General features: G+C 66.8%; 18 protein-coding genes. 1 reads left to right on the top strand and 17 read right to left on the bottom strand.

The features are described 5' to 3' along the window. Positions 1 to 46: 46 nt before the first annotated feature. The 12 genes from murA to ACO6D5_RS15475 all read right to left on the bottom strand — a co-directional run bounded on the left by murA (position 47) and on the right by ACO6D5_RS15475 (position 10671). Positions 47 to 1315 carry a UDP-N-acetylglucosamine 1-carboxyvinyltransferase gene (gene murA / locus ACO6D5_RS15530; RefSeq protein ID WP_485825868.1) on the bottom strand — a complete coding sequence of 423 codons (1269 nt, stop codon included), beginning with the start codon at positions 1313 to 1315 and terminating at the stop codon, positions 47 to 49. Continuing rightward, positions 1315 to 1560, bottom strand: coding sequence for a BolA/IbaG family iron-sulfur metabolism protein (locus tag ACO6D5_RS15525; RefSeq protein ID WP_315844841.1), 246 nt, complete (start codon positions 1558 to 1560; stop codon positions 1315 to 1317). Before ACO6D5_RS15525 ends, murA begins: the two co-directional genes overlap by 1 nt. Positions 1561 to 1565: 5 nt before the next feature. Further along, complete coding sequence (locus tag ACO6D5_RS15520) at positions 1566 to 2378, bottom strand: ABC transporter permease (protein WP_315844840.1); 813 nt, start codon at positions 2376 to 2378, stop codon at positions 1566 to 1568. Further along, a complete protein-coding gene (locus ACO6D5_RS15515; protein WP_006224543.1) occupies positions 2375 to 3187 on the bottom strand; it encodes an ABC transporter ATP-binding protein in 813 nt (270 codons plus the stop codon). The genes ACO6D5_RS15520 and ACO6D5_RS15515 overlap by 4 nt, the downstream gene beginning before the upstream one ends. A gap of 173 nt (positions 3188 to 3360) precedes the next feature. After that, positions 3361 to 3990: an MlaC/ttg2D family ABC transporter substrate-binding protein gene (locus ACO6D5_RS15510; protein ID WP_485825867.1), complete on the bottom strand. Its 630-nt coding sequence runs from the start codon at positions 3988 to 3990 to the stop codon at positions 3361 to 3363. 38 nt (positions 3991 to 4028) lie between these two features. Beyond that, positions 4029 to 4829: an MlaA family lipoprotein gene (locus ACO6D5_RS15505; RefSeq protein ID WP_315844838.1), complete on the bottom strand. Its 801-nt coding sequence runs from the start codon at positions 4827 to 4829 to the stop codon at positions 4029 to 4031. 80 nt (positions 4830 to 4909) lie between these two features. Continuing rightward, on the bottom strand, positions 4910 to 5413 hold the full coding sequence (gene mlaD, locus ACO6D5_RS15500; protein WP_485825866.1) for an outer membrane lipid asymmetry maintenance protein MlaD: 504 nt from the start codon (positions 5411 to 5413) through the stop codon (positions 4910 to 4912). Positions 5414 to 5425: 12 nt separating this feature from the next. Then, positions 5426 to 6214 (bottom strand): lipid asymmetry maintenance ABC transporter permease subunit MlaE, encoded by a 789-nt coding sequence (gene mlaE, locus ACO6D5_RS15495; protein WP_315844836.1) that lies wholly within the window; start codon positions 6212 to 6214, stop codon positions 5426 to 5428. After that, complete coding sequence (locus tag ACO6D5_RS15490) at positions 6211 to 7047, bottom strand: ATP-binding cassette domain-containing protein (protein WP_315844835.1); 837 nt, start codon at positions 7045 to 7047, stop codon at positions 6211 to 6213. Before ACO6D5_RS15490 ends, mlaE begins: the two co-directional genes overlap by 4 nt. 318 nt (positions 7048 to 7365) lie before the next feature. After that, positions 7366 to 8427 carry an NAD(P)H-dependent flavin oxidoreductase gene (locus ACO6D5_RS15485; RefSeq protein ID WP_485825865.1) on the bottom strand — a complete coding sequence of 354 codons (1062 nt, stop codon included), beginning with the start codon at positions 8425 to 8427 and terminating at the stop codon, positions 7366 to 7368. Between the two features lie 17 nt (positions 8428 to 8444). Then, positions 8445 to 9422 (bottom strand): Bug family tripartite tricarboxylate transporter substrate binding protein, encoded by a 978-nt coding sequence (locus ACO6D5_RS15480; protein ID WP_280027260.1) that lies wholly within the window; start codon positions 9420 to 9422, stop codon positions 8445 to 8447. A gap of 25 nt (positions 9423 to 9447) precedes the next feature. Next, positions 9448 to 10671 carry a YbfB/YjiJ family MFS transporter gene (locus tag ACO6D5_RS15475; RefSeq protein WP_485825864.1) on the bottom strand — a complete coding sequence of 408 codons (1224 nt, stop codon included), beginning with the start codon at positions 10669 to 10671 and terminating at the stop codon, positions 9448 to 9450. A 64-nt stretch (positions 10672 to 10735) separates the two neighbouring features. Here ACO6D5_RS15475 and ACO6D5_RS15470 point away from each other — a divergent pair, with 64 nt between their 5' ends. Continuing rightward, positions 10736 to 11599: a LysR family transcriptional regulator gene (locus ACO6D5_RS15470; protein WP_485825863.1), complete on the top strand. Its 864-nt coding sequence runs from the start codon at positions 10736 to 10738 to the stop codon at positions 11597 to 11599. Here ACO6D5_RS15470 and ACO6D5_RS15465 read toward each other — a convergent pair. The 5 genes from ACO6D5_RS15465 to ACO6D5_RS15445 form a co-directional block, all read right to left on the bottom strand. Further along, on the bottom strand, positions 11596 to 12234 hold the full coding sequence (locus ACO6D5_RS15465; RefSeq protein WP_006224553.1) for an OmpW/AlkL family protein: 639 nt from the start codon (positions 12232 to 12234) through the stop codon (positions 11596 to 11598). The two genes, ACO6D5_RS15470 and ACO6D5_RS15465, sit on opposite strands and share 4 nt — an antisense overlap. Before the next feature lie 135 nt (positions 12235 to 12369). After that, on the bottom strand, positions 12370 to 12897 hold the full coding sequence (locus ACO6D5_RS15460) for a chromate transporter (protein WP_315844831.1): 528 nt from the start codon (positions 12895 to 12897) through the stop codon (positions 12370 to 12372). Further along, on the bottom strand, positions 12894 to 13466 hold the full coding sequence (locus ACO6D5_RS15455; RefSeq protein WP_315844830.1) for a chromate transporter: 573 nt from the start codon (positions 13464 to 13466) through the stop codon (positions 12894 to 12896). Before ACO6D5_RS15455 ends, ACO6D5_RS15460 begins: the two co-directional genes overlap by 4 nt. A gap of 124 nt (positions 13467 to 13590) precedes the next feature. Continuing rightward, positions 13591 to 15057, bottom strand: coding sequence for a glutamate synthase small subunit (locus tag ACO6D5_RS15450; RefSeq protein WP_315844829.1), 1467 nt, complete (start codon positions 15055 to 15057; stop codon positions 13591 to 13593). A gap of 8 nt (positions 15058 to 15065) precedes the next feature. Further along, a complete protein-coding gene (locus tag ACO6D5_RS15445) occupies positions 15066 to 19805 on the bottom strand; it encodes a glutamate synthase-related protein (RefSeq protein WP_485825862.1) in 4740 nt (1579 codons plus the stop codon). Positions 19806 to 20373: the final 568 nt, after the last annotated feature.

Here is a 20373-nt window from a genome sequence, read left to right as displayed (position 1 = left end):
CTCGGGGGGCAGCAAGCCGAAGGCGCAGCGTGGGGGCTATTAAATTTCATGCCTGTTCCTTGCCGGTAACGCGTTGGATGTTCGCGCCCAGGGCGCGTAGTTTGACTTCCATCTGGTCGTAGCCACGATCCAGGTGGTAAATGCGATCGATCACGGTATCGCCGTCGGCCGCCAGGCCGGCGATGACCAGACTGGCCGAGGCGCGCAGATCGGTGGCCATGACGGTGGCGCCCGACAGGCGCTTCACGCCGCGCACGATGGCGGTGTGGCCGTCGATATCGATGTCGGCGCCCATGCGGCGCAGCTCCTGCACGTGCATGTAGCGGTTCTCGAAAATCGTCTCGACGATGACCGAGGTGCCGTCCGCCACGGCGTTCAGCGCCATGACCTGGGCCTGCATGTCGGTGGCGAAGCCCGGATATTCGTGGGTGCGGAACCCCACGGCACGGGGCCGCGCGGACATGGCGCCGCGGATCCAGTCCGGGCCGGTCTCGATGGTCAGGCCGGCCTCGACCAGCTTGTCCAGCGTGGCGCCCAGAATGGCGGGGTCGGTGTTGTTCAGGCGGATGTCGCCGCCGGCCGCGCCCACGGCGCACAGGAACGTGCCGGCTTCGATGCGGTCGGAGATGACGCGGTGCTCGGCGCCATGCAGGCGTTCGACGCCGTCGATCACGATGCGGTCGGTGCCGTGGCCCTGGATGCGGGCGCCCATCTTGATCAGCAGTTCGGCCAGATCCACCACTTCGGGTTCGCGCGCGGCGTTTTCCAGCACGGTCCGGCCGTCGGCCAGCACGGCGGCCATCAGCAGGTTCTCGGTGCCGGTGACGGTGACCATGTCGGTGCGGATGGACGCGCCCTTTAAGCGCTTGGCGCGTGCCACCACGAAGCCGTGTTCGATGCTGATCTCGGCGCCCAGCGCGGCCAGGCCCTTGATGTGCTGGTCAACCGGGCGCTGCCCGATGGTGCAGCCGCCGGGCAGGCTGACGCGGGCTTCGCCGAAGCGGGCAACGAGCGGACCCAGCACCAGGATCGATGCGCGCATCGTCTTGACCAGGTCGTACGGCGCTTCCAGGTTGTCGACGCGGTCGGCCTGCAGCATGACCACGCCGTCCGAACCGCGTTCGGCGCGCACGCCCATGCGGCCCAGGAGGCGCAGCATGGTGGCCGTGTCGTTCAGGTGCGGCACGTTGGAAAGCGTCAGCACATCGGCGGTAAGCAAACCGGCGCACAGGATCGGCAGCGCCGAATTCTTGGCGCCGGACACCGTGATTTCGCCGTGCAGCTGCGCGCCGCCCGCGATGCGGAGTTTGTCCATTACTTGCCTGCTTGCTGGTATTCGTCCGGCGTCAGCGTGCGCATCGACAGCGCGTGGATCTCGGCCTTCATGCGGTCGCCAAGCGCGGCGTAGACCAGTTGATGGCGCTGGATCAGGCGCTTGCCTTCGAACGCGGTGCTGACGATGACGGCGTCGAAATGCGAGCCGTCGCCTTGCACGTCGAGATGTTCACAGGACAGGCCGTCCGCGATGTATTGGCGGACTTGCGCGGGAGTGGGAAGCATGGACGTCAGTTCCTGAGTTTGTAGCCGCTGGCCAGAAGCCGCAGCGCATACAGCGATAGCGCCAGGAACACCGCCGTCACCACCGCCAGGCTGCGCCAGGGCGAGACGTCCGACACCGCGAAGAATCCGTAGCGGAATCCGTCGATGGCGTAGAAGATGGGGTTCCAGTGGGACACGCTCTGCCAGAAGGGCGGCAGCGTGTGGATGGAATAGAACACGCCGGACAGGAACGTCGCGGGCATGATCAGGAAATTCTGGAAGGCGGCCAGCTGGTCGAATTTTTCGGACCACAGGCCCGCCACCACGCCCAGCACGGCCATGATGCCGCAGGACAGCACGGCAAACACCAGCAGCCACAGCGGGTTGGCGGGGACGAGCGACACGAAGAACAGCGCCACCGCCCACACGCACAGGCCCACGGCCAGGCCGCGCACGATGGCGGCCAGCACGAAGGCGCCGAAGATGTCGCGGTGCGACAGCGGCGGCAGCAGCATGAAGACGAGGTTGCCCGTGATGCGGCTTTGGATCAGCGACGAGGACGGGTTGGCGAACGCGTTCTGCAGCATGCTCATCATCATGAGGCCGGGGATCAGGAACGCGGTGTAGGGCACGGTGCCATACACCATCAGCCGCCCTTCCAGCACGTGCGCGAAGACCAGCAGGTACAGCAGCGCCGTAATGACGGGGGCGGCGATGGTCTGGAAACCGACCTTCCAGAAGCGCAGCAGTTCCTTGCGCAGCAGGGTCGGAAAACCGGAGCCCGCATCCAGGCGGGGCTGCACCAGCGGCTGGCTGGCGGTCGCGGTGGGCGGCGTCATGACGAAATCTCTTCGGGTTGCAGGGCGGGCGTGGCGGGCTCGTCGCCCTGATGCATGATGCGCACGAACGCGTCTTCCAGGTCGACGCCGCCGACGCGGGCCATCAGGGCCTGCGTGGTGTCCAGCGCCACGATGCGACCACGCTTGAGCATGGCGATGCGGCCGCACAGGGCTTCCGCTTCTTCCAGGTAGTGCGTGGTCAGCATGATCGTGTGGCCGGCCTTGTTCAGGCGCGAGATGAATTCCCACAGGGTTCGGCGCAGGTCCACGTCCACGCCCGCGGTGGGTTCGTCCAGCACGATCACGGGGGGGCGGTGCACCAGCGCCTGCGCCACCAGCACGCGGCGCTTCATGCCGCCGGACAGGGCGCGCATGTTGTTGTCGGCCTTGTCGGCCAGGCCCAGGTTGAACAGGATCTCGTCGATCCAGTCGTCGTTGTTGCGCAGGCCGAAGTAGCCGGACTGGATGCGCAGCGTCTCGCGCACCGTGAAGAACGGGTCGTAGACAAGCTCTTGCGGCACCACGCCCAGCGCGCGCCGCGCCGACTTGTAGTCGGCCACGACGTCGTAGCCACAGACGGTGGCGCGCCCGGACGAGGCGTGCGCCAGGCCGGCAAGGATGGAGATCAGCGTGGTCTTGCCCGCGCCGTTGGGGCCGAGCAGGCCGAAGAACTCGCCGTGCTCGATGTTCAGGCTGACATGGTCCAGCGCCTGGAAGCCGGGGGCGGGCGTGCGCCCGAGCAGCTTCTGCCAGCCGCGCTGGCGCGGCGAGTAGACCTTGGAGACGTTTTCTAGACTGACGGCTGACATGACGGCGGGGGAGTGCCCGGAAAGAGCGAATTGATCATTATATAAGCGCGCCGTGACGGCAAGCGCCTATGGCCCCGGGCGGCGTAGGGATGGAGGGTTAATCCGTCCCTTAAATAATTGGCCCGGCGGGCCACGAGGGGCGCGCCGGGCCGAAAGCAGCCGGAACCGTGGAATTACTGGTTGCGCTGGTTCAAGGCCTTGATCAGGCCGTCGATGCCGTTCTGGTTGATCTGCTGCGCGAACTGGTTACGGTAGTTCTCGATCAGCCAGATGCCTTCGACGTTCATGTCGTAGATCTTCCAGCCTTGCGGCGTCTTCTCCAGGCGGTAGTCCACGCCGGTCGGCTGGCCGTTGGCCTGGCTGATCAGCGTGCGCACGACCACGTCGTCGGCCTTGGGATCGCCGCGAAACGGCAGGGCCTTGACGGTGGTGCTGGGCGTGACGCGGGTCAGCGCGCCGCTATAGGTGCGCACCAGCGTGCCGCGGAACGCATCGGCCAGGGCCGTCTTCTGCTGGTCCGACGCCTGGCGCCAGTAACGGCCTGCGGCCAGGCGCGTCGTCTTCTGGAAGTTGACGTAGGGCAGGATGTGCTGGTTGACCACTTCGTTGATGCGGGCGGTGTTGCCGGCCTTGACGGCGCCGTCCGCCTTGAGCACGTCCAGCGCTTCATTGGCGGTCGCGATGACGAACTGGTCGGGCGAGCCGTTGGGGTCGGGCTTGGCCTGCGCGGCGCCGGCGGCGGCAAGGCCCAGCAGGCCCGCGAAAGTCAGGCGCTGCAACAGGGAAACAAAAGCAAATCGCATCAAAACTCCTTACTGTACCGATGAACGCAAGCCACAGCTTACTTGGTTGCGGGTGCCGGCACGGGGGCGGCCTTGCCGGCGGCAGGGGCATCGCCCTCGTCGTCTTCGTAATTGGGCAGGGAACCTTCGTCTTCCACGCGGTGGCCCAGCACCATGGCGTTGCGGCGCTGCAGGTAGGCGTCGCGGATGAAGCTGTACGGATCCAGCGCGACGCGGTCGATCGTGTCGGTGGCGCTCAGCAGGCTGGCGCGCGTGTCGACCAGGCGCAGGCCCCACAGCGAGTTGCGCAGGCGCACGTTGTCGATGGAATCGACGCCCATGTAGCCGTAGGTCGTGCCGTAGAAATCGCCGACCAGGCCAGCGCCGTCGCGCACGGTGGACGAACCGAAGAACGGCAGCACCAGGTACGGGCCCTGGCCGAAGCCCCACACGCCCAGCGTCGTGCCGAAGTCGTTGGGGATCTTGCGCGCGCCGTTGGCCGAGGCCACGTCGAAGCAGCCGCCCACGCCCATCGTGGTGTTGAACAGGAAGCGGCCCAGCGTGTTCACGAAGTCGTGGCCGCGGCCTTGCAGGAAGCTGTTGGCGCCGGACCAGAGGTCGCCGACGTTGCTGAAGATGTTGTGCACGCAGCTGCGCACCGGCTGCGGCGTGACAAAGGTGTAGGCCTGGGCGACCGGCTTGAAGACCGCGCGGTCGACCGTGTCGTTGAACTTGTAGACGCCCCGGTTGAAGCCTTCCCACGGATCGCGCGGATCCGGGTTCTGCGGCGCGGCGCAGCCGGCCATCAGCGCACCCGCCGCTGCGATGGTGGCAATTCGGGAAATTGCGTTCTTGTTCATGATCAGGGCATTCCTATCGACGATTCTTATGATATTGCGATGGCCAAGCGCAGCCTGTTACGGCGTCTTTCGCATCGTCTTCAATTTGGCGCTTTCGCGGCGGGTTCGGGTTCGGAGGAGGCCGCACCCTGCTTTTCCGCGGAGCCGTACAGGAACTGGCTGATCAGCTGTTCAAGCACAACTGCGCTTTGTGTATAGCGGATTTTTCCGCCGTCGGTAAAGTTCTCTTCTTCGCTGCCTGCCGTCAGGCCCAGGTACTGTTCACCCAGCAAGCCGGACGTGAGGATCGACGCCGAGGTGTCCTTGGGGAACTGGTAGGCCTTCTCCAGATTCACCGATACGACCGCCTGGAAGGTCTTGTCGTCGAAGGTGATGCTGGACACGCGGCCCACCACGACGCCGGCGCTTTTGACCGCGGCACGCGGCTTGAGGCCGCCTACGTTATCGAAGTTGGCCGATAGCGTATAGGTCGGGGCGAAGGAAAAGGTGCTGAGGTTGCCGGCGCGCAACGCCAGGAACACCAGCGCGATCGCGCCCAGCAGTACAAACAGGCCTACCCAGAAGTCGGTTTTTTCGCGTGACATGATCGATCCGTTTCAATTTCCAAACATCAAGGCGGTGAGCAGGAAGTCCAGCCCAAGTACCGCCAGGGAGCCCACGACCACGGTGCGCGTGGTGGCGCGGGCGACGCCTTCAGGGGTGGGCCGGGCCTGCCAGCCTTCATAGAGCGCCACCAGCGTCACCGTGACGCCGAACACCAGGCTCTTGATGACGCCGTTGGCCACGTCGTTCCAGACATCGACGCCGCTTTGCATCTGCGACCAGAACGCGCCCGCGTCCACGCCGATCATCACGACGCCCACGACCCAGCCGCCCAGGATGCCCACCATGGAGAACACCGCCGCCAGGATGGGCATGGCGATGATGCCGCCCCACAGGCGCGGCACCAGCACGCGGCGGATCGGGTCGACGGCCATGACCTCCATGGCCGACAGTTGTTCGCCGGCCTTCATCAGGCCGATTTCGGCGGTCAAGGACGTGCCCGCGCGGCCGGCGAACAGCAGCGCCGTCACCACGGGGCCCAGTTCGCGCACCAGCGACAGGGCCACCAGCAGCCCCAGCGCTTCTTCGGAACCATAGCGGTTCAGCGTGTAGTAGCCCTGCAGCCCCAGCACGAAGCCCACGAACATGCCGGACACGGCGATGATCAGGAGCGAATAGTTGCCGATGAAATGGACTTGCTGCGACACCAGGCGCGGGCGCGAGAACACGATGCCGCTGCGCGCCAGCATGCCGCCGAAGAACCGGGTGAAGTAGCCGATGCCGGAGACGAGGTTGCGCACCCACCCGCCCAGCGCGCTCACGGGATTGTTGGATCCGCTCATGCTTTGCGCCCTTTCTGTTCGGAAAGCCACTTTTGGAAAGCAGGCGTTTCGGGGTACTGGAACGCGACCGGGCCGTCGGGTTCGCCTTTCAGGAATTGCTGGACGTACGGGTCGTCCGAGGCCGACAGCGTCTCGGGGGTTCCGGCGGCGGCCAGCTTGCCCTGCCCCACCAGGTACACCTGGTCGGCAATGGCGAAGGATTCCTGCACGTCGTGGGTGATCAGCACCGAGGCGCAACCCAGGCGGTCGGCCAGGCTGCGGATCAGGCGGGCGGTGATGCCCAGCGAGATCGGGTCCAGCCCGGCGAAGGGCTCGTCGTACAGGATCAGTTCGGGTTCCAGCACCACGGCGCGGGCCAGGGCGACGCGGCGCGCCATGCCGCCGGAGATCTCGGCCACCTTCAGGTGCGCGGCGGCGCGCAGGCCGACGGCGTCCAGTTTGTCCAGGACGCGGTCGGTGATGTCGGATTCGGACAGTTTGGTGTGTTCGCGCAGCGGGAACGCGACGTTCTCGAACACGTTCAGGTCGGTGAAGAGCGCGCCCTGCTGGAACAGCACGCCCATGCGCTTGCGCAGGGACTGCAGTTCGGCGGCGGTGGCGCGGCCGATGTCCTGGCCGAACGCCAGGACCCGGCCCTGCTGCGCGACGAGCTGGCCGGTGGCCGCCCGCAACAGCGTGGTCTTGCCCGAACCCGAGCCGCCCATGACGGCGACCACTTGGCCCGCGCGCACGTCCATGGAGATATCGCGCAAGACGGTGAAATCACCGTAGCCTAGCGCCACACCTTCCAGGCGCAGGGCGAATTCCGGGGTGCTGCTTGTTTGAGCGGGCATGGGCAACGAAATGGGTGTTTCGGTGGCGGAGCTTGCCCTGTTGCCTTGTCGACACGCAGGACGGCTAACCGGGCGGCGCGGGCAAGACAGGCTGCGTCGGGAAGCGCCCGGTTATCTCAGGTGCGGGGGACCAAGGCGGACTCTGGCCCCCAGCGGCGAGGCGCCATTGTAGCCCGACGCTTTGTAATCACAATGCGATACGCCGCCAGTGGAACAGTGTTTTCGGTATCAGGGACAATCGCCCGCCCGGGCGCCGCCCCGGCGGGCGTCCCGGGACAGGACCCGTCCGGAGCCCCGGGGACCGGTCAGGCCCGACTGTCAGCGGCGCGATTGGGCCGCCTGGGTTTCCCGTACCAGCCGCTGGACCAGGTCCGCCGTGCTTTCGCGCCGGGCCAGCGGGGCGGCCTGGCCCGCCCACAGGGACAGGACGTTGATATTGCCGGCCTTGCCGCCCGCCGTGCGCAGGGGACGCGTCAGCGCATTCTGCAGCGGATACGGCAGGATGTCGGCGCCGATGGCGTCGGCGTCGCGCATGAAGGCGTTGGAGATGCCGCGCGCCGGCCGGCCGGAGAAGGCGCGGGTCACGCGGGATTGTTCGGAGCGCGTTGCGGGCAGCACGGCCTTGTAGGCGTCGCTGATGCCCGATTCGTCCGTCGTCAGGAAGGCCGTCCCCATTTGTGCGGCGTCCGCGCCCAGGGCCAGCGCGGCGGCGATGCCGCGGCCGTCCATGATGCCGCCCGAGGCGATCACCGGCACGGCGACCGCGTCCGCTATCTGCGGCACCAGCGCCATGGTGCCGATCAGCGAATGCTCGAAATCGTCCAGGAAGGTGCCGCGGTGCCCGCCCGCTTCGGCCCCCTGGGCCACGACGGCGTCCACGCCGTCCTGCTCCAGGGCGACCGCCTCGCGCACGGTGGTCGCCGTGCCGACGGTCAGGATGCCCAGTTCGCGGCAGCGCGCCAGCACGTCGGCCGGGATCCGGCCGAAGGTGAAGCTGAATACCGCCGGGCGCAGCCGCAGGACGGCGTCGATCTGCCCCGGCAGCGGATCGGCCTGCGGGCCGGGCGCGGCGGGGGCCGGCAAGCCCAGTTGCTCGTGGTAACGGGCCATCAGGGCCAGCATGCGACCCGTGTCGCCCTGCATGGGCTGGTCCGGCACCGATGCGAAGAGGTTGATGGCGAACGGCCGCGGCGTGCGGGCGCGGATGTCCGCCGCCGCCGTCTCGATCTGCCCGGGGCTCATGTAGGCCGCCCCGAGGGACCCCAGGACACCCGCTTTCGACGCCTCGGACACCAGTTCCACCGTTGTTGCGCCGCCCGCCATGGGGGCCTGGATGATGGGATGGTCCAGCTTCAGAAGGTCAAGCAGACGGGTGGCCATGGGAAGACTCCTAAGGGTTATTGAAGCTGGATGTTCCCAGCCTTGATGACGTGGGCCCACTTCTCGGTTTCGCTCTTGATGAAGGCCGCGAATTCCTCGGGCGTGCCGCCGCCTGCCTGGCTGCCGGTGTCGGCGATGGCCTTCTGCACATCCGGTTCCTTCAGGATGCGGTTGAACTCGGCGTTCAGCTTGGCGATGATCGGCGCCGGCGTGCCGGCGGGGGCCACAATGCCCTGCCAGTTGTAGGACTCGAAGCCCGGCAGGCCCGATTCGGCCATCGTGGGCACGTCAGGCAGCACGTCCAGGCGCTTGGCGGACGTGACGGCGATGGGGTGGATCTTGGCGCCCTGGATGGCCGGCAGCGCGGAATAGCCCATTTCGAACATCATCGAGATATGGCCGCCCATCAGGTCGGTCGCGGCCAGGCTGCCGCCCTTGTAAGGCACGTGCACGATGTCGATCTTGGCCTGTTCGCGGAACATTTCGCCAGAAAGATGGTGCGCGCCGCCCACGCCCGACGAGCCGAAAGACAGCTTGCCGGGTTGCTTCTTGGCCAGCGCGATCAGGTCGGCCAGCGTCTTGACCGGCAGCTCGTTGTTCACGCTCAGCACCAGCGGGCTGTTTTCGATCAGGACGATGGGCGCCAGGTCCTTTTGGGGGTTGTACGGCATTTCCTTCATCAGGGACGGGTTCACCGCCATCGGGGCCAGGTTGCCCGTGCCGATGGTGTAACCGTCCGGGGCCGCCTTGGCGATCAGGTTGGTGCCGACCACGCCGCCCGCGCCCGCCTTGTTCTCGACCACGATGGGCTGGCCCAGCGATTCGCCCAGTTTGCGCGCCAGCAGCCGCACACGCGTGTCGGCGAAGCCGCCCGGCGCGTAGGGGACGATCATGGTGATGGGTTTGGCGGGCCAGTCGGCGGTCTGTGCCTGCGCGGCGCCGCTGAAAGCGGCAACGGCCGCCAACGCGGCGATCAGGGGGCGCAAAGATTTCATGCTGGGTGACTCCTCGTTCTTTTCTCTAATGTGTGCAGCCCTGCGGGCCGATCGCATTATGCCCAGCGCCTTTGCCTTCTGTCGTGATTTTTCCCAAGCGCCAGGCCGAGACCGCGAGCAGCGCCGCGCCGGCGCCCAGGACCTGCGGCAGGCCCGCGCCCCAGTGCGCGGCCCATGAGGCCAACAGCGGCCCCAGGATCTGCCCGGCGGCGAACGCCGCGGTCATGACGGCGGCGGCCCGTGGCGCGGCGGCGCCAGCGGCGCGCCTTGCGGTCAGCATGCCCGCCTGCGTGATCACCATGAAGGTGCCGCCCACCAGCAGCGCGGCCACGATCACGGCGGCGATGTGGTGCCACAGCGCGACCGCCAGCATGCCAAGCGCCATCAGCGCCTGGGCGCCCTGCCAGACGCGCTTGTCGTCGCCGCCGCGCGCAAGCCGAGGAACCAGCAGGCAGGAAACGGCCGCGGCCAGCCCGAACAGCGGCCAGGCCCAGCCGAAGATGGCGGGGTCGGAGATGACCTCCTTGGCCATCGCGGGCAGGAAGGTGGCGGGAATGATGTAGCCCACGCCGAACACGCCGTAGTGCAGCGCCAAGCGGGGAACCGCGGGGGACAGCCGGCCCGGTTGCGCAGCGGCGGCCGATGGCCGGCCGGAGGCGGGCGCCCGGTTCAGCCCCGGCCAGGCGATGGCGGACAAGGCAAGCGTCAACCCGCCCAGGGCCAGCCACATGCCGTCGGCCCGGACGCCCCAGGCCATCAGCGCCAGACAGGCCAGCCCCGTGAGCGCGATGCCCGCGCCCACGCCGGCATAGGTCAGCCCCGAGGCCGCGGGCTCGCGCGGGTCGCCCGCCGGCACGGGCCGCGAGCTGGCCACGCAGATGAAGGCACTGGCGCTGGCATACCCCGCGGCAAGCCGCAGCGCGCACCAGAATGCGACGTCATGGATCAACGGCATGGCCAGCGTCAGCAGCGCCACCGCCAGCAGGCTCAGCGCCAATTGGCCGCGCGGGTGGCGCACGGGCCAGACGACGGCCGCCAGGGCGCCCAGCAGATAGCCCGCGTAGTTGGCCGCGGCGATCCAGCTGCCCTGCGCCAAAGACAAGCCGCCTTCCTGCGCCATCAGCGGCCAGACCGGGGTGAAGGCGAAACGGCCGATTCCCATGGCGGCGGCCAGCGCCAGGGCGGCGGGCCAGGCCAGGCTGACGGCGCTGCGGGAGTCGGGAACGGAGGGGTAAGCAGGCGTTGACATGCGTCCACTCTACGGCTGTACTAATATCTTTAATAGTGAATTATTAAGAACATAGGTTCTTGAAATGAGAAACTTGGATCTCGACGCGTTGCAGATCTTCAAGGCGGTGGCCGACCAGGGCGGCGTGGCGCGCGCCGCCCAGCACCTGAACCGGGTGCAGTCCAATGTCTCGACGCGGTTAAAGCAGCTGGAAGCCTCGTTGAACGCCCCGCTCTTCCGGCGCCAGAACCGCCGCCTGGTGTTGTCGGACCAGGGGCGCGTGCTGCTGTCGTACGCCGACCGCCTGCTGCGCCTGTCGGACGAGGCGCAGGCCGCGGTGCGCGACGGCGCGCCGCAAGGCGTGCTGCGCATCGGCACGATGGAAAGCACGGCGGCCGCGCGCCTGCCGCCGATCCTGGCGGCCTATCACGCGGCGTGGCCGCAGGTGGGGATCGAACTGGTTACCGGCACGTCTGGCGCGTTGGCGGCCAAGGTGCGCAACTACGAGATCGAAGCGGCGTTCGTGGCCCAGCCGTTTCCGGCGGACGGGCTGGCGGCCATCGACGCCTTCAAAGAGGAACTGACGCTGATCTCGCCGCTGGCCTGGGGAGCAATCACCAGCGCCCGGGATCTTGGCGACCGTACGGTCATCGCGTTTGCGGCAGGGTGTTCGTATCGGCGCATCCTGGAATCGTGGTTGAACCACGAAGGCCTGGCGCCAGGCAGGGTGATGGAGTTTGCGTCGTACCACGCCATCGTGGCGTGCGTGGCGGCAGGGTCAGGCGTCGCCATCGTGCCGCGTTCGGTGCTGGCGGTGCTGGGGGCGGAACACTCGGTCTGTGTCAGCGCGCTGTCCGGCCCTTACGCGCACGCGCAGACCCAGCTGGTCTGGCGTGCGGATGACGATACGCCTGCGCTGCAGGCGCTGCGCCAGCAGTTGGTCGCTTAGAAGCGGTAGCCGACGCCCAGCGTGGCGACCCACGGATCGATGCGTGCGGTGCCGATGTGCTGGCCGTCCAGCTTCACCTTCGACTTGATGTCGATGTAGCGGATGTCGGCGTTCATGAACCAGCGTTCGTTGATCTTGAAGTCCGCGCCCAATTGCGCGGCCACGCCCCAGGAGTCGCCCAGCTTCAGGTTCGAGCCCTTCAGCGCGCCTTCGGCCTTGGTGTCGAAGAAGTGCGTGTAGTTGATGCCGACGCCGATGTACGGCTGGATCATGCTGTCGGGCAGGATGTGCCATTGCAGGCTGAGCGTGGGGGGCAATTGCTTGCTGGAGCCGATCTTGCCCAGGCCGCTGCCGCTGACGTCGTGTTCGAACGGCCAGGCGCCCAGCAGTTCGATGCCGATGTTGCGCGTGACCATGTAGCCCAGCGTGAAGCTCGGGCGTACGTTGTTGTTGACGTCGAGCTTGACGCTGCCGTCGAGCACCGAACCGTTGTTGGACGACGGACGGACCTGCGTCACGCCCACGCGGAACAGCACGTCGCCTGCCTCATGGGCATGCGCGGGAGCGGCGAGTGCGCCGGCGGCGATCAGCCCGGCGATGGCGGTGGCGCGGAAACGCCCGTTCAGCGAAAACATTTTTCTTCTCCGATCTTTCCATGAGGGTGAGACCACAGGTTCTCAAACCTGGCGCAGGGCCCGGTTGATATGTGTCAAACCGTGAAAAGATGCGGAGGACGTCGTGGCGGCGCGGCAACAGGAACCGGACGAATCCTACGCCAGCGCCAATAGGAAAACGCCTGCGCCCAAGCCCAGCATGATGAAAGGGCTGATGCGCGTATAGACGAGCGCCGCGGTGGAGGCGGCCGCCACGCCCCAGGCCCACGCGCCGCCCTCGGCCGCCCGCAGGATCGTGCAGGACGAAGCGAGGATCATGCCGGCGGCCACCGGCACCAGCCCGGCTTCGATGGAACGGATGCAGGCGGTATGCCGGTAGCGCGCCCAGACCCGCGCCAGCGCGTAGATCAGCAGCGAGCACGGCAGGAAGATCGCGATCGATGCCGCGATCGCGCCGGCCCAGCCGCCCACGTGCCAGCCGATCAGGGTCACCAGCAGCGAGGCCGGACCGGGCGTGATGCGCGACAGCGCGAAGTAGTCCAGGAACTGCGCATCGTTGATCCAGCCGTAGCTGTCCACCGCCTGGCGATGGATGTCCGGCAGGATGCTCTGGCCGCCGCCGACCGTCAGGAACGACAGCGGCGTGAACACCGCGAACAGGTCGTGCAACGTCGCCAGGTTCATTTGCGCGGCTCCTGCCGGCGGATGCGCGTGTACGCGATGAAGATCGACAACGGGGCCATCACGCCCACCACCCACAGCAGCGGCAGGCGCAACAGGAAGATGGCGACGAAGGTGCAGGCCATGATGGCGGCGGGCACCCGGCCGATCAAGGCCCGCCGCGCCGCGCGCAAGCCCGTCTGCAGCGAGACGCCTACCGCGGCGGCGGCCACGCCGGCCATCGCCACGTGCAGGCCGTGCGACTGCGCCATGCTGGCGAACAGCGCCGCCAGCGCAATCGCCACCAGCATCGGCGCCACGGTGATGCCCAGGCCGCCCAGCAAGGCGCCGGGCCCGCCCCGCAACCGGAAACCGATCCAGATGGCCAGGTTCACCACGTTCACGCCGGGAAAGGACTGCGCCAGCGCCAGCCCGGACAGGAAATCGGATTCGGACATCCAGCGCCGTTGCTGCACGAATTCCCGCATCATCCAGCCGCTCAAGCCTCCGCCGAAACTGGTCAGGCCGACTTTGGTGAATGCCAGGAAGATCTGCGGCAACGTGGGCGGAGCGGTGGCGGTGTCGGGGGACATGGCGGCTAGGCAAGGGGGCGATGGCGCATCTTACGGAAACGCGAATGTCGCCTGCCTGAATGCATTCGCCGCCTTGGCGCCAGGGGCGCGAAGGCGGCGAACGGGGCTATTCAGAAGAAAGCGATCAGCGCGGCAGTTCGCTTGCGCCCATCAGGTAGGCGTCCACCGAACGCGCGCACTGGCGGCCTTCGCGGATGGCCCAGACCACCAGCGACTGGCCCCGGCGCATGTCGCCCGCCGCAAACACCTTTTCCACGTTGGTGCGGTAGTCGTCGGTGTTGGCGCGCACGTTGCCGCGCGCGTCGCGGTCCACGCCGAATGCGTCCAGCACCGTCTGCACCGGCGACACGAAGCCCATGGCCAGCAGCACGAGATCGGCCTTGATCTCGAATTCCGAGCCTTCGACTTCGCGCATCTTCATCTGGCCGGTGGCCTCGTCCTTGAACCATTCGACGCGGGCGCCGACCAGCTTTTCAACCTTGCCGTTGCTGCCCTTGAGCAGCTTGGTGGTCACGGACCAGTCGCGGTCGCAGCCTTCTTCGTGCGAAGACGACGTGCGCATCTTCAGCGGCCAGTACGGCCACGTCATCGTCTTGTTTTCGGACTCGGGCGGCTGGGGCATCAGTTCGAATTGCGTGACCGAGGCCGCGCCGTGGCGGTTGCTGGTGCCCACGCAATCGGAACCCGTATCGCCACCGCCGATCACGACCACGTGCTTGCCCTTCGCCAGCGTCTGGTCGGTCAGGCGGTCGCCGGCGACGGCCTTGTTCTGCTGGCGCAGGAAGTCCATCGCGTAGTACACGCCCGACAATTCGCGGCCCGGCACCGGCAGGTCGCGCGGGGTCTCGGAACCGCCCGTCATGACGATCGCGTCGAATTCCGCCTTCAGCGAATCGGGCGTGCGCACCGTCAGGCCATCGGCCACGGGGTCCTTCGGGTTGCCGATGTAGGTCGACGGCGCGAATTCCACGCCCTCGGCTTCCATCTGCGAAATGCGGCGGTCGATCTGGTGCTTTTCCAGCTTGAAGTCGGGGATGCCGTAGCGCAGCAGGCCGCCGATGCGGTCGCTTTTTTCGAACAGCGTCACCGAGTGGCCGGCGCGCGCCAGCTGTTGCGCGCATGCCATGCCGGCCGGGCCGGAGCCCACCACCGCGACCTTCTTTCCCGTCTTCTTGGCCGGCACCAGCGGGGCGACCCAGCCTTCGGCCCAACCCTTGTCGATGATCGCGTGCTCGATGGACTTGATGCCGACAGCGTCGCTGTTGATGTTCAAGGTACAGGCGGCTTCACACGGCGCCGGGCAGATGCGGCCGGTGAACTCGGGGAAGTTGTTGGTGGAGTGCAGCACGTCCAGCGCGCGGCGCCAGTCCTGCTTGTACACCAGGTCATTCCAGTCCGGGATGATGTTGTTGACCGGGCAGCCGTTGTTGCAGAACGGGATGCCGCAGTCCATGCAGCGCGCGGCTTGCTGCTTCGCCTGGTCGTCGGTCAGGTGCAGCACGAATTCGCGCCAGTTCTTCAGCCGCTTCTGCGGGGCCTCGGAGGCCTCCTGCAGACGCTGAAATTCCATAAAGCCGGTAATCTTTCCCATGGTATCCCTCACGCAGCCAGTTGTTGCTGGTTGGCTGCACGCCACATTTCACCCAATGCGCGACGGTAGTCCGTCGGCATGACCTTTACGAATTTGCCGCGCGAGGCTTCCCAGTCGCCCAGGATCTCGCGGGCGCGGTAGCTGCCGGTGTAGCGGAAGTGGTCTTCCACCAGGCGGCGCAGGATGGTTTCATCCGTCTCGCGTTCGCCACCGCGCTGCGCGCTGTGCCAGATGTCGATGTTGTTCAACGCCTGCTGTTCCGCATGCGGCGCCACGCCTTCCAGTTCCACCATGGACAGGTTGACGCGGTGCTTGAGCGTGCGTTCCGGATCCCAGACGTAGGCCACGCCGCCGGACATGCCGGCCGCGAAGTTGCGTCCCGTGGCGCCCAGCACGACGACCGTGCCGCCCGTCATGTATTCGCAGCCGTGGTCGCCCGTGCCTTCCACCACCGTCGCGACGCCCGAATTGCGCACCGCGAAACGTTCGCCGGCCACGCCGTTGAAGAACGCCTCGCCTGCCAGCGCGCCGTACAGCACGGTGTTGCCGGCAATGATGTGGTCGGGGCCGAAGCCGCGGAAGTCGTTGGGCGAGCGCACGATGATGCGGCCGCCGGACAGGCCCTTGCCGACGTAGTCGTTGCCTTCACCCACCAAGTCCATCGTGATGCCGTGCGCCAGGAACGCGCCGAAGCTTTGGCCGGCGGTGCCGTTGCACTGGATGTGGATGGTGTCGTCCGGCAAACCGTCATGGCCGTAGCGCGAGGCCACGGCGCCCGACAGCATGGCGCCGATCGTGCGGTTGCGGTTGCGCACCGGCACGATGAAGGACACCTTTTCGCCGCGTTCCAGCGCGGGGCGGCTGCGGTCGATCAACTGGTGGTCCAGCGCGCCGGCCAGGCCGTGGTCCTGCTCTTCGGTCTGGCGCACGTCGGCATCCGACTGCGTTTGATGGAACACGCGGGCAAAGTCCAGCCCTTGCGCCTTCCAGTGCTCGACGCCCGAGCGCATGTCCAGCAGGTCGGCGCGGCCGATCAGGTCGTCGAACTTGCGGATGCCCAGCTGCGCCATGATTTCGCGGACTTCTTCGGCGATGAAGAAGAAGAAGTTCACGACGTGCTCGGGCTTGCCCTGGAATTTCTTGCGCAGGACGGGGTCCTGCGTGGCCACGCCCACCGGGCAGGTGTTCAGGTGGCACTTGCGCATCATGATGCAGCCTTCGACGACCAGCGGGGCCGTCGCGAAGCCGAATTCGTCGGCGCCCAGCAGCGCGCCGATGACGACGTCGCGGCCGGTCTTCATCTGGCCGTCGGCCTGCACGCGGATGCGGCTGCGCAGGCGGTTCAGCACCAGCGTCTGCTGCGTCTCGGCCAGGCCCAGTTCCCACGGCGTGCCCACGTGCTTGATGGACGACACCGGGGATGCGCCCGTGCCGCCGTCATGGCCGGCGATCACGACGTGGTCGGCCTTGGCCTTGGCGACGCCGGCGGCGACCGTGCCCACGCCCACTTCGGACACGAGCTTGACCGACACCGAGGCCTTGGAATTCACGTTCTTCAGGTCGTGGATCAGCTGGGCCAAGTCTTCGATCGAGTAGATGTCATGGTGCGGCGGGGGCGAAATCAGGCCCACGCCCGGCACCGAGTAGCGCAGCTTGGCGATGTATTCCGACACCTTGTGGCCGGGCAGCTGGCCGCCTTCGCCGGGCTTGGCGCCCTGCGCCATCTTGATCTGGATCTGGTCGGCCGACGACAGGTACTCGGCGGTCACGCCGAAACGGCCCGACGCCACTTGCTTGATCTTCGAGCGCAGCGAGTCGCCCTTCTTCAGCACGACGTCGGCTTCGATGCGGTCCGAACCCAGCAGCGAGGCGAGCGTGTCGCCGTCCTTGATGGTGCTCTTGCCTTCGCGCATTTCGGCGCGGTAGCGCAGTTCGTCTTCGCCGCCTTCTCCGGTGTTGGACTTGCCGCCGATGCGGTTCATGGCGACAGCCAGCACCGAGTGCGCTTCGGTCGAGATCGACCCCAGCGACATGGCGCCGGTGGCAAAGCGCTTGACGATGTCCTTGGCCGATTCGACGTCGTCCAGCGGGATGGCGCGCGACGGGTCGAAGCGGAACTCGAACAGGCCGCGCAGGGTCATGTGGCGACGGCTCTGGTCGTTGATGATCTGCGCGTATTCCTTGTACGTGCGGTAGTTGTTGGCGCGCGAGGCGTGCTGCAGCTTGGCGATGGAATCCGGCGTCCACATGTGCTCTTCGCCGCGCACTCGGTAGGCGTATTCGCCGCCGGCGTCCAGGTCGTTGGCCAGCACCGGGTCGGTGCTGAATGCCGCGCGGTGCTGGCGCAGCGCTTCTTCGGCCACCTGGAAGATGCCGATGCCTTCGATGTTGGACGAGGTGCCGGTGAAGTACTTGTTCACCAGGCCGCTTTGCAGGCCCACGGCTTCGAAGATCTGTGCGCCGGTGTAGGACATGTAGGTCGAGATGCCCATCTTGGACATGACCTTGTTCAAGCCCTTGCCGATCGCCTTGATGAAGTTCTTCACGGCCTTTTCGGGGTCATTCATCTTGCCCAGCGATTCCAGCGCCAGGTAGGGGTGAATGGCTTCGGCGCCGTAGCCGCCCAAGAGCGCGAAATGGTGCACTTCGCGCGCCGAACCGGTCTCCACGACCAGGCCGGTGTTGGTGCGCAGGCCGGCGCGGATCAGGTGCTGGTGGACGGCGGACGTCGCCAGCAGCGCGGGGATGGCCACGCGCTCGCCGTCGACCAGGCGGTCCGACACGATCAGGATGTTGTAGCCGCTTTGCACCGCATCGACGGCGCGCGCGCACAGCGCGGCCACGCGGGCTTCGATGCCCTCGGGGCCCCAGGCGGCCGGGTACGTGATGTCGAGTTCAAAGCTGCGGAACTTCTTGCCGGTGACCTGTTCGATGTCGCGGATCTGCGCCATGGCGGCAAAATCCAGCACCGGCTGGGAGACCTCCAGGCGCAGCGGCGGGTTGACGTTGTTGATGTCCAGCAGGTTGGGCTTGGGGCCGATGAACGACACCAGCGACATCACCAGCTGTTCGCGGATGGGGTCGATGGGCGGGTTCGTGACTTGGGCGAACAACTGGCGGAAATAGTTGTAGAACGGCTTGGCGCGGTCCGACAGCACGGCCAGCGGGGCGTCGTTGCCCATCGAGCCGATGACTTCCTCGCCGGTCGAGGCCATGGGTTCCAGGATGAACTTGTAATCCTCCTGCGTCCAGCCGAAGGCTTGCTGGCGGTCCAGCAGCGACACGGCCGACTGCGTGGCGACCGCCACCTGGCGCGGCGCGGGCAGCGATTCCAGCTTGATCTGCAGGCGTTCGATCCACTGGCGGTACGGGCGGCTGTTGGCCAGTTGCAGCTTGATCTCGGCGTCGTCGATGATGCGGCCCTGTTCCAGGTCGATCAGGAACATCTTGCCCGGCTGCAGGCGCCACTTCTTGACGATGCGGTTCTCGGGGATCGACAGCGTGCCGGCTTCGGACGCCAGGATGACCATGTCGTCATCGGTGACCAGGTAGCGGGCGGGACGCAGGCCGTTGCGGTCCAGGGTGGCGCCGATCTGGCGGCCATCGGTGAACGCGACGGCGGCGGGGCCGTCCCACGGCTCCATCATGGCGGCGTGGTACTCGTAGAACGCGCGGCGCGACTCGTCCATCTGCGTGTGCTGTTCCCAGGCTTCCGGGATCATCATCATCATGGCGTGGGCCAGCGAATAGCCCGAATTCACCAGCAGTTCCAGGCAGTTGTCGAACGTGGCGGTGTCGGACTGGCCTTCGTAGACGATGGGGTACAGCTTCTTCAGGTCGTCGCCCAGCACGGCCGACTGCATCATGCCTTCGCGGGCGCGCAGCCAGTTGAAGTTGCCCTTGACCGTGTTGATTTCGCCGTTGTGCGCAATCATCCGGTAGGGGTGGGCCAGCGGCCAGGCGGGGAACGTGTTGGTCGAAAAACGCTGGTGCACCAGCGCCAGGGCAGACACCGTGCGGGTGTCGGCCAGGTCGCGGTAATAGCGGCCCACCTGGTCGGCCAGCAGCAGGCCCTTGTAGACCACGGTGCGCACCGAGGCCGAGGGCACGAAGTATTCCTTGCCGTGAGCCAGATGCATGTTCTGGATGGCGTGGCTGGCGGTCTTGCGGATCACGTACAGCTTGCGTTCCAGCGCATCGGGCACCATCACGTCGGCGCCGCGGCCGATGAACAGCTGGCGGATCACGGGTTCGCAGTCGCGCACGGTGGGCGACATGGGCATGTCGACGTCCACCGGCACATTGCGCCAGCCCAGCACCACTTGGCCTTCGGCGCGCACGGAACGTTCCAGTTCCTGTTCGCAAGCCAGGCGCGAGGCCGTTTCCTTGGGCAGGAACACCATAGCCACGCCGTACTCGCCCGGAGGCGGCAGGATGATGCCTTGCTGGCTCAGTTCGTCGCGGTAGAGCGTGTCCGGGATCTGGATCAGGATGCCGGCGCCGTCGCCCATCAGCTTGTCTGCGCCGACCGCGCCGCGGTGGTCCAGGTTTTCCAGGATCTTCAGGCCTTGCTGGATGATCGCGTGGCTTTTCTTGCCCTTGATGTGCGCAACAAAACCGACGCCGCAGGCGTCATGCTCATTCTTGGGGTGGTACAGGCCCTGGGCCGAAGGCAGACCGATGCGGCTGGCATCGATGGGGGTCGCCTTGGCGGGGGGACAGGATTCGATCGGGGTAATTTGGGGCATGGCGCGCTCCGCAGTGGGCCTGCGTCGTAATGTTGCAGTGCAGGAGACGGACAATACCCCCGCTGCAAGTAGGGTGCAATAAGAACAAATGGGGTATGACCCTATTTATATCGGTGCTCCATCATAGGGCATAAATATAGGGACACAACAATGGCCGCGCCGTTATTGGCTTCCCGCGCAGGGGTGTAGAGCGGGTAGCGGCCGGGCCTAGTGGAATCCCCGATTTTCGCTTTATGCGTCCCCATTTAAATGAGGTGTCTGGCTGCGAAATATCAACGGGCGGTGTGGTGGAAAATGCACAGGCCGATGCCGGCGGCCGAGCGAGCGGACCGATTCCGGTCGTGGGTAAGCAGCCGGAATCGGCGCAACTGAAAGACGCAGCGAGAAAGATGCAGCGGGAAGAACGCCGGCCAAAAAAACCCGCCATACAGGCGGGTCGGGTGTCAGGAGGTCGTGGTCGGCGTGGAGGTCGGCGGGGCCGCGGAGCCGGACTCGGTGTCCGCGGGGGCGGCTGGCTTCTTGCGCGGCCGGCCACGCTGGCCGGGCGCGACGCGCCGGCTGGCCGTAT

This window comes from Achromobacter sp. (genome assembly GCF_057314935.1).
This window is presented reverse-complemented; position numbering and strand designations above follow the sequence as displayed.

What these genes read in the sequence shown, in the direction of transcription:
- murA (WP_485825868.1), bottom strand. Translation starts at nt 1,315, where the DNA reads ATGGACAAACTCCGCATCGCGGGCGGCGCGCAGCTGCACGGCGAAATC.
- ACO6D5_RS15525 (WP_315844841.1), bottom strand. Translation starts at nt 1,560, where the DNA reads ATGCTTCCCACTCCCGCGCAAGTCCGCCAATACATCGCGGACGGCCTG.
- ACO6D5_RS15520 (WP_315844840.1), bottom strand. Translation starts at nt 2,378, where the DNA reads ATGACGCCGCCCACCGCGACCGCCAGCCAGCCGCTGGTGCAGCCCCGC.
- ACO6D5_RS15515 (WP_006224543.1), bottom strand. Translation starts at nt 3,187, where the DNA reads ATGTCAGCCGTCAGTCTAGAAAACGTCTCCAAGGTCTACTCGCCGCGC.
- ACO6D5_RS15510 (WP_485825867.1), bottom strand. Translation starts at nt 3,990, where the DNA reads ATGCGATTTGCTTTTGTTTCCCTGTTGCAGCGCCTGACTTTCGCGGGC.
- ACO6D5_RS15505 (WP_315844838.1), bottom strand. Translation starts at nt 4,829, where the DNA reads ATGAACAAGAACGCAATTTCCCGAATTGCCACCATCGCAGCGGCGGGT.
- mlaD (WP_485825866.1), bottom strand. Translation starts at nt 5,413, where the DNA reads ATGTCACGCGAAAAAACCGACTTCTGGGTAGGCCTGTTTGTACTGCTG.
- mlaE (WP_315844836.1), bottom strand. Translation starts at nt 6,214, where the DNA reads ATGAGCGGATCCAACAATCCCGTGAGCGCGCTGGGCGGGTGGGTGCGC.
- ACO6D5_RS15490 (WP_315844835.1), bottom strand. Translation starts at nt 7,047, where the DNA reads ATGCCCGCTCAAACAAGCAGCACCCCGGAATTCGCCCTGCGCCTGGAA.
- ACO6D5_RS15485 (WP_485825865.1), bottom strand. Translation starts at nt 8,427, where the DNA reads ATGGCCACCCGTCTGCTTGACCTTCTGAAGCTGGACCATCCCATCATC.
- ACO6D5_RS15480 (WP_280027260.1), bottom strand. Translation starts at nt 9,422, where the DNA reads ATGAAATCTTTGCGCCCCCTGATCGCCGCGTTGGCGGCCGTTGCCGCT.
- ACO6D5_RS15475 (WP_485825864.1), bottom strand. Translation starts at nt 10,671, where the DNA reads ATGTCAACGCCTGCTTACCCCTCCGTTCCCGACTCCCGCAGCGCCGTC.
- ACO6D5_RS15470 (WP_485825863.1), top strand. Translation starts at nt 10,736, where the DNA reads ATGAGAAACTTGGATCTCGACGCGTTGCAGATCTTCAAGGCGGTGGCC.
- ACO6D5_RS15465 (WP_006224553.1), bottom strand. Translation starts at nt 12,234, where the DNA reads ATGTTTTCGCTGAACGGGCGTTTCCGCGCCACCGCCATCGCCGGGCTG.
- ACO6D5_RS15460 (WP_315844831.1), bottom strand. Translation starts at nt 12,897, where the DNA reads ATGAACCTGGCGACGTTGCACGACCTGTTCGCGGTGTTCACGCCGCTG.
- ACO6D5_RS15455 (WP_315844830.1), bottom strand. Translation starts at nt 13,466, where the DNA reads ATGTCCCCCGACACCGCCACCGCTCCGCCCACGTTGCCGCAGATCTTC.
- ACO6D5_RS15450 (WP_315844829.1), bottom strand. Translation starts at nt 15,057, where the DNA reads ATGGGAAAGATTACCGGCTTTATGGAATTTCAGCGTCTGCAGGAGGCC.
- ACO6D5_RS15445 (WP_485825862.1), bottom strand. Translation starts at nt 19,805, where the DNA reads ATGCCCCAAATTACCCCGATCGAATCCTGTCCCCCCGCCAAGGCGACC.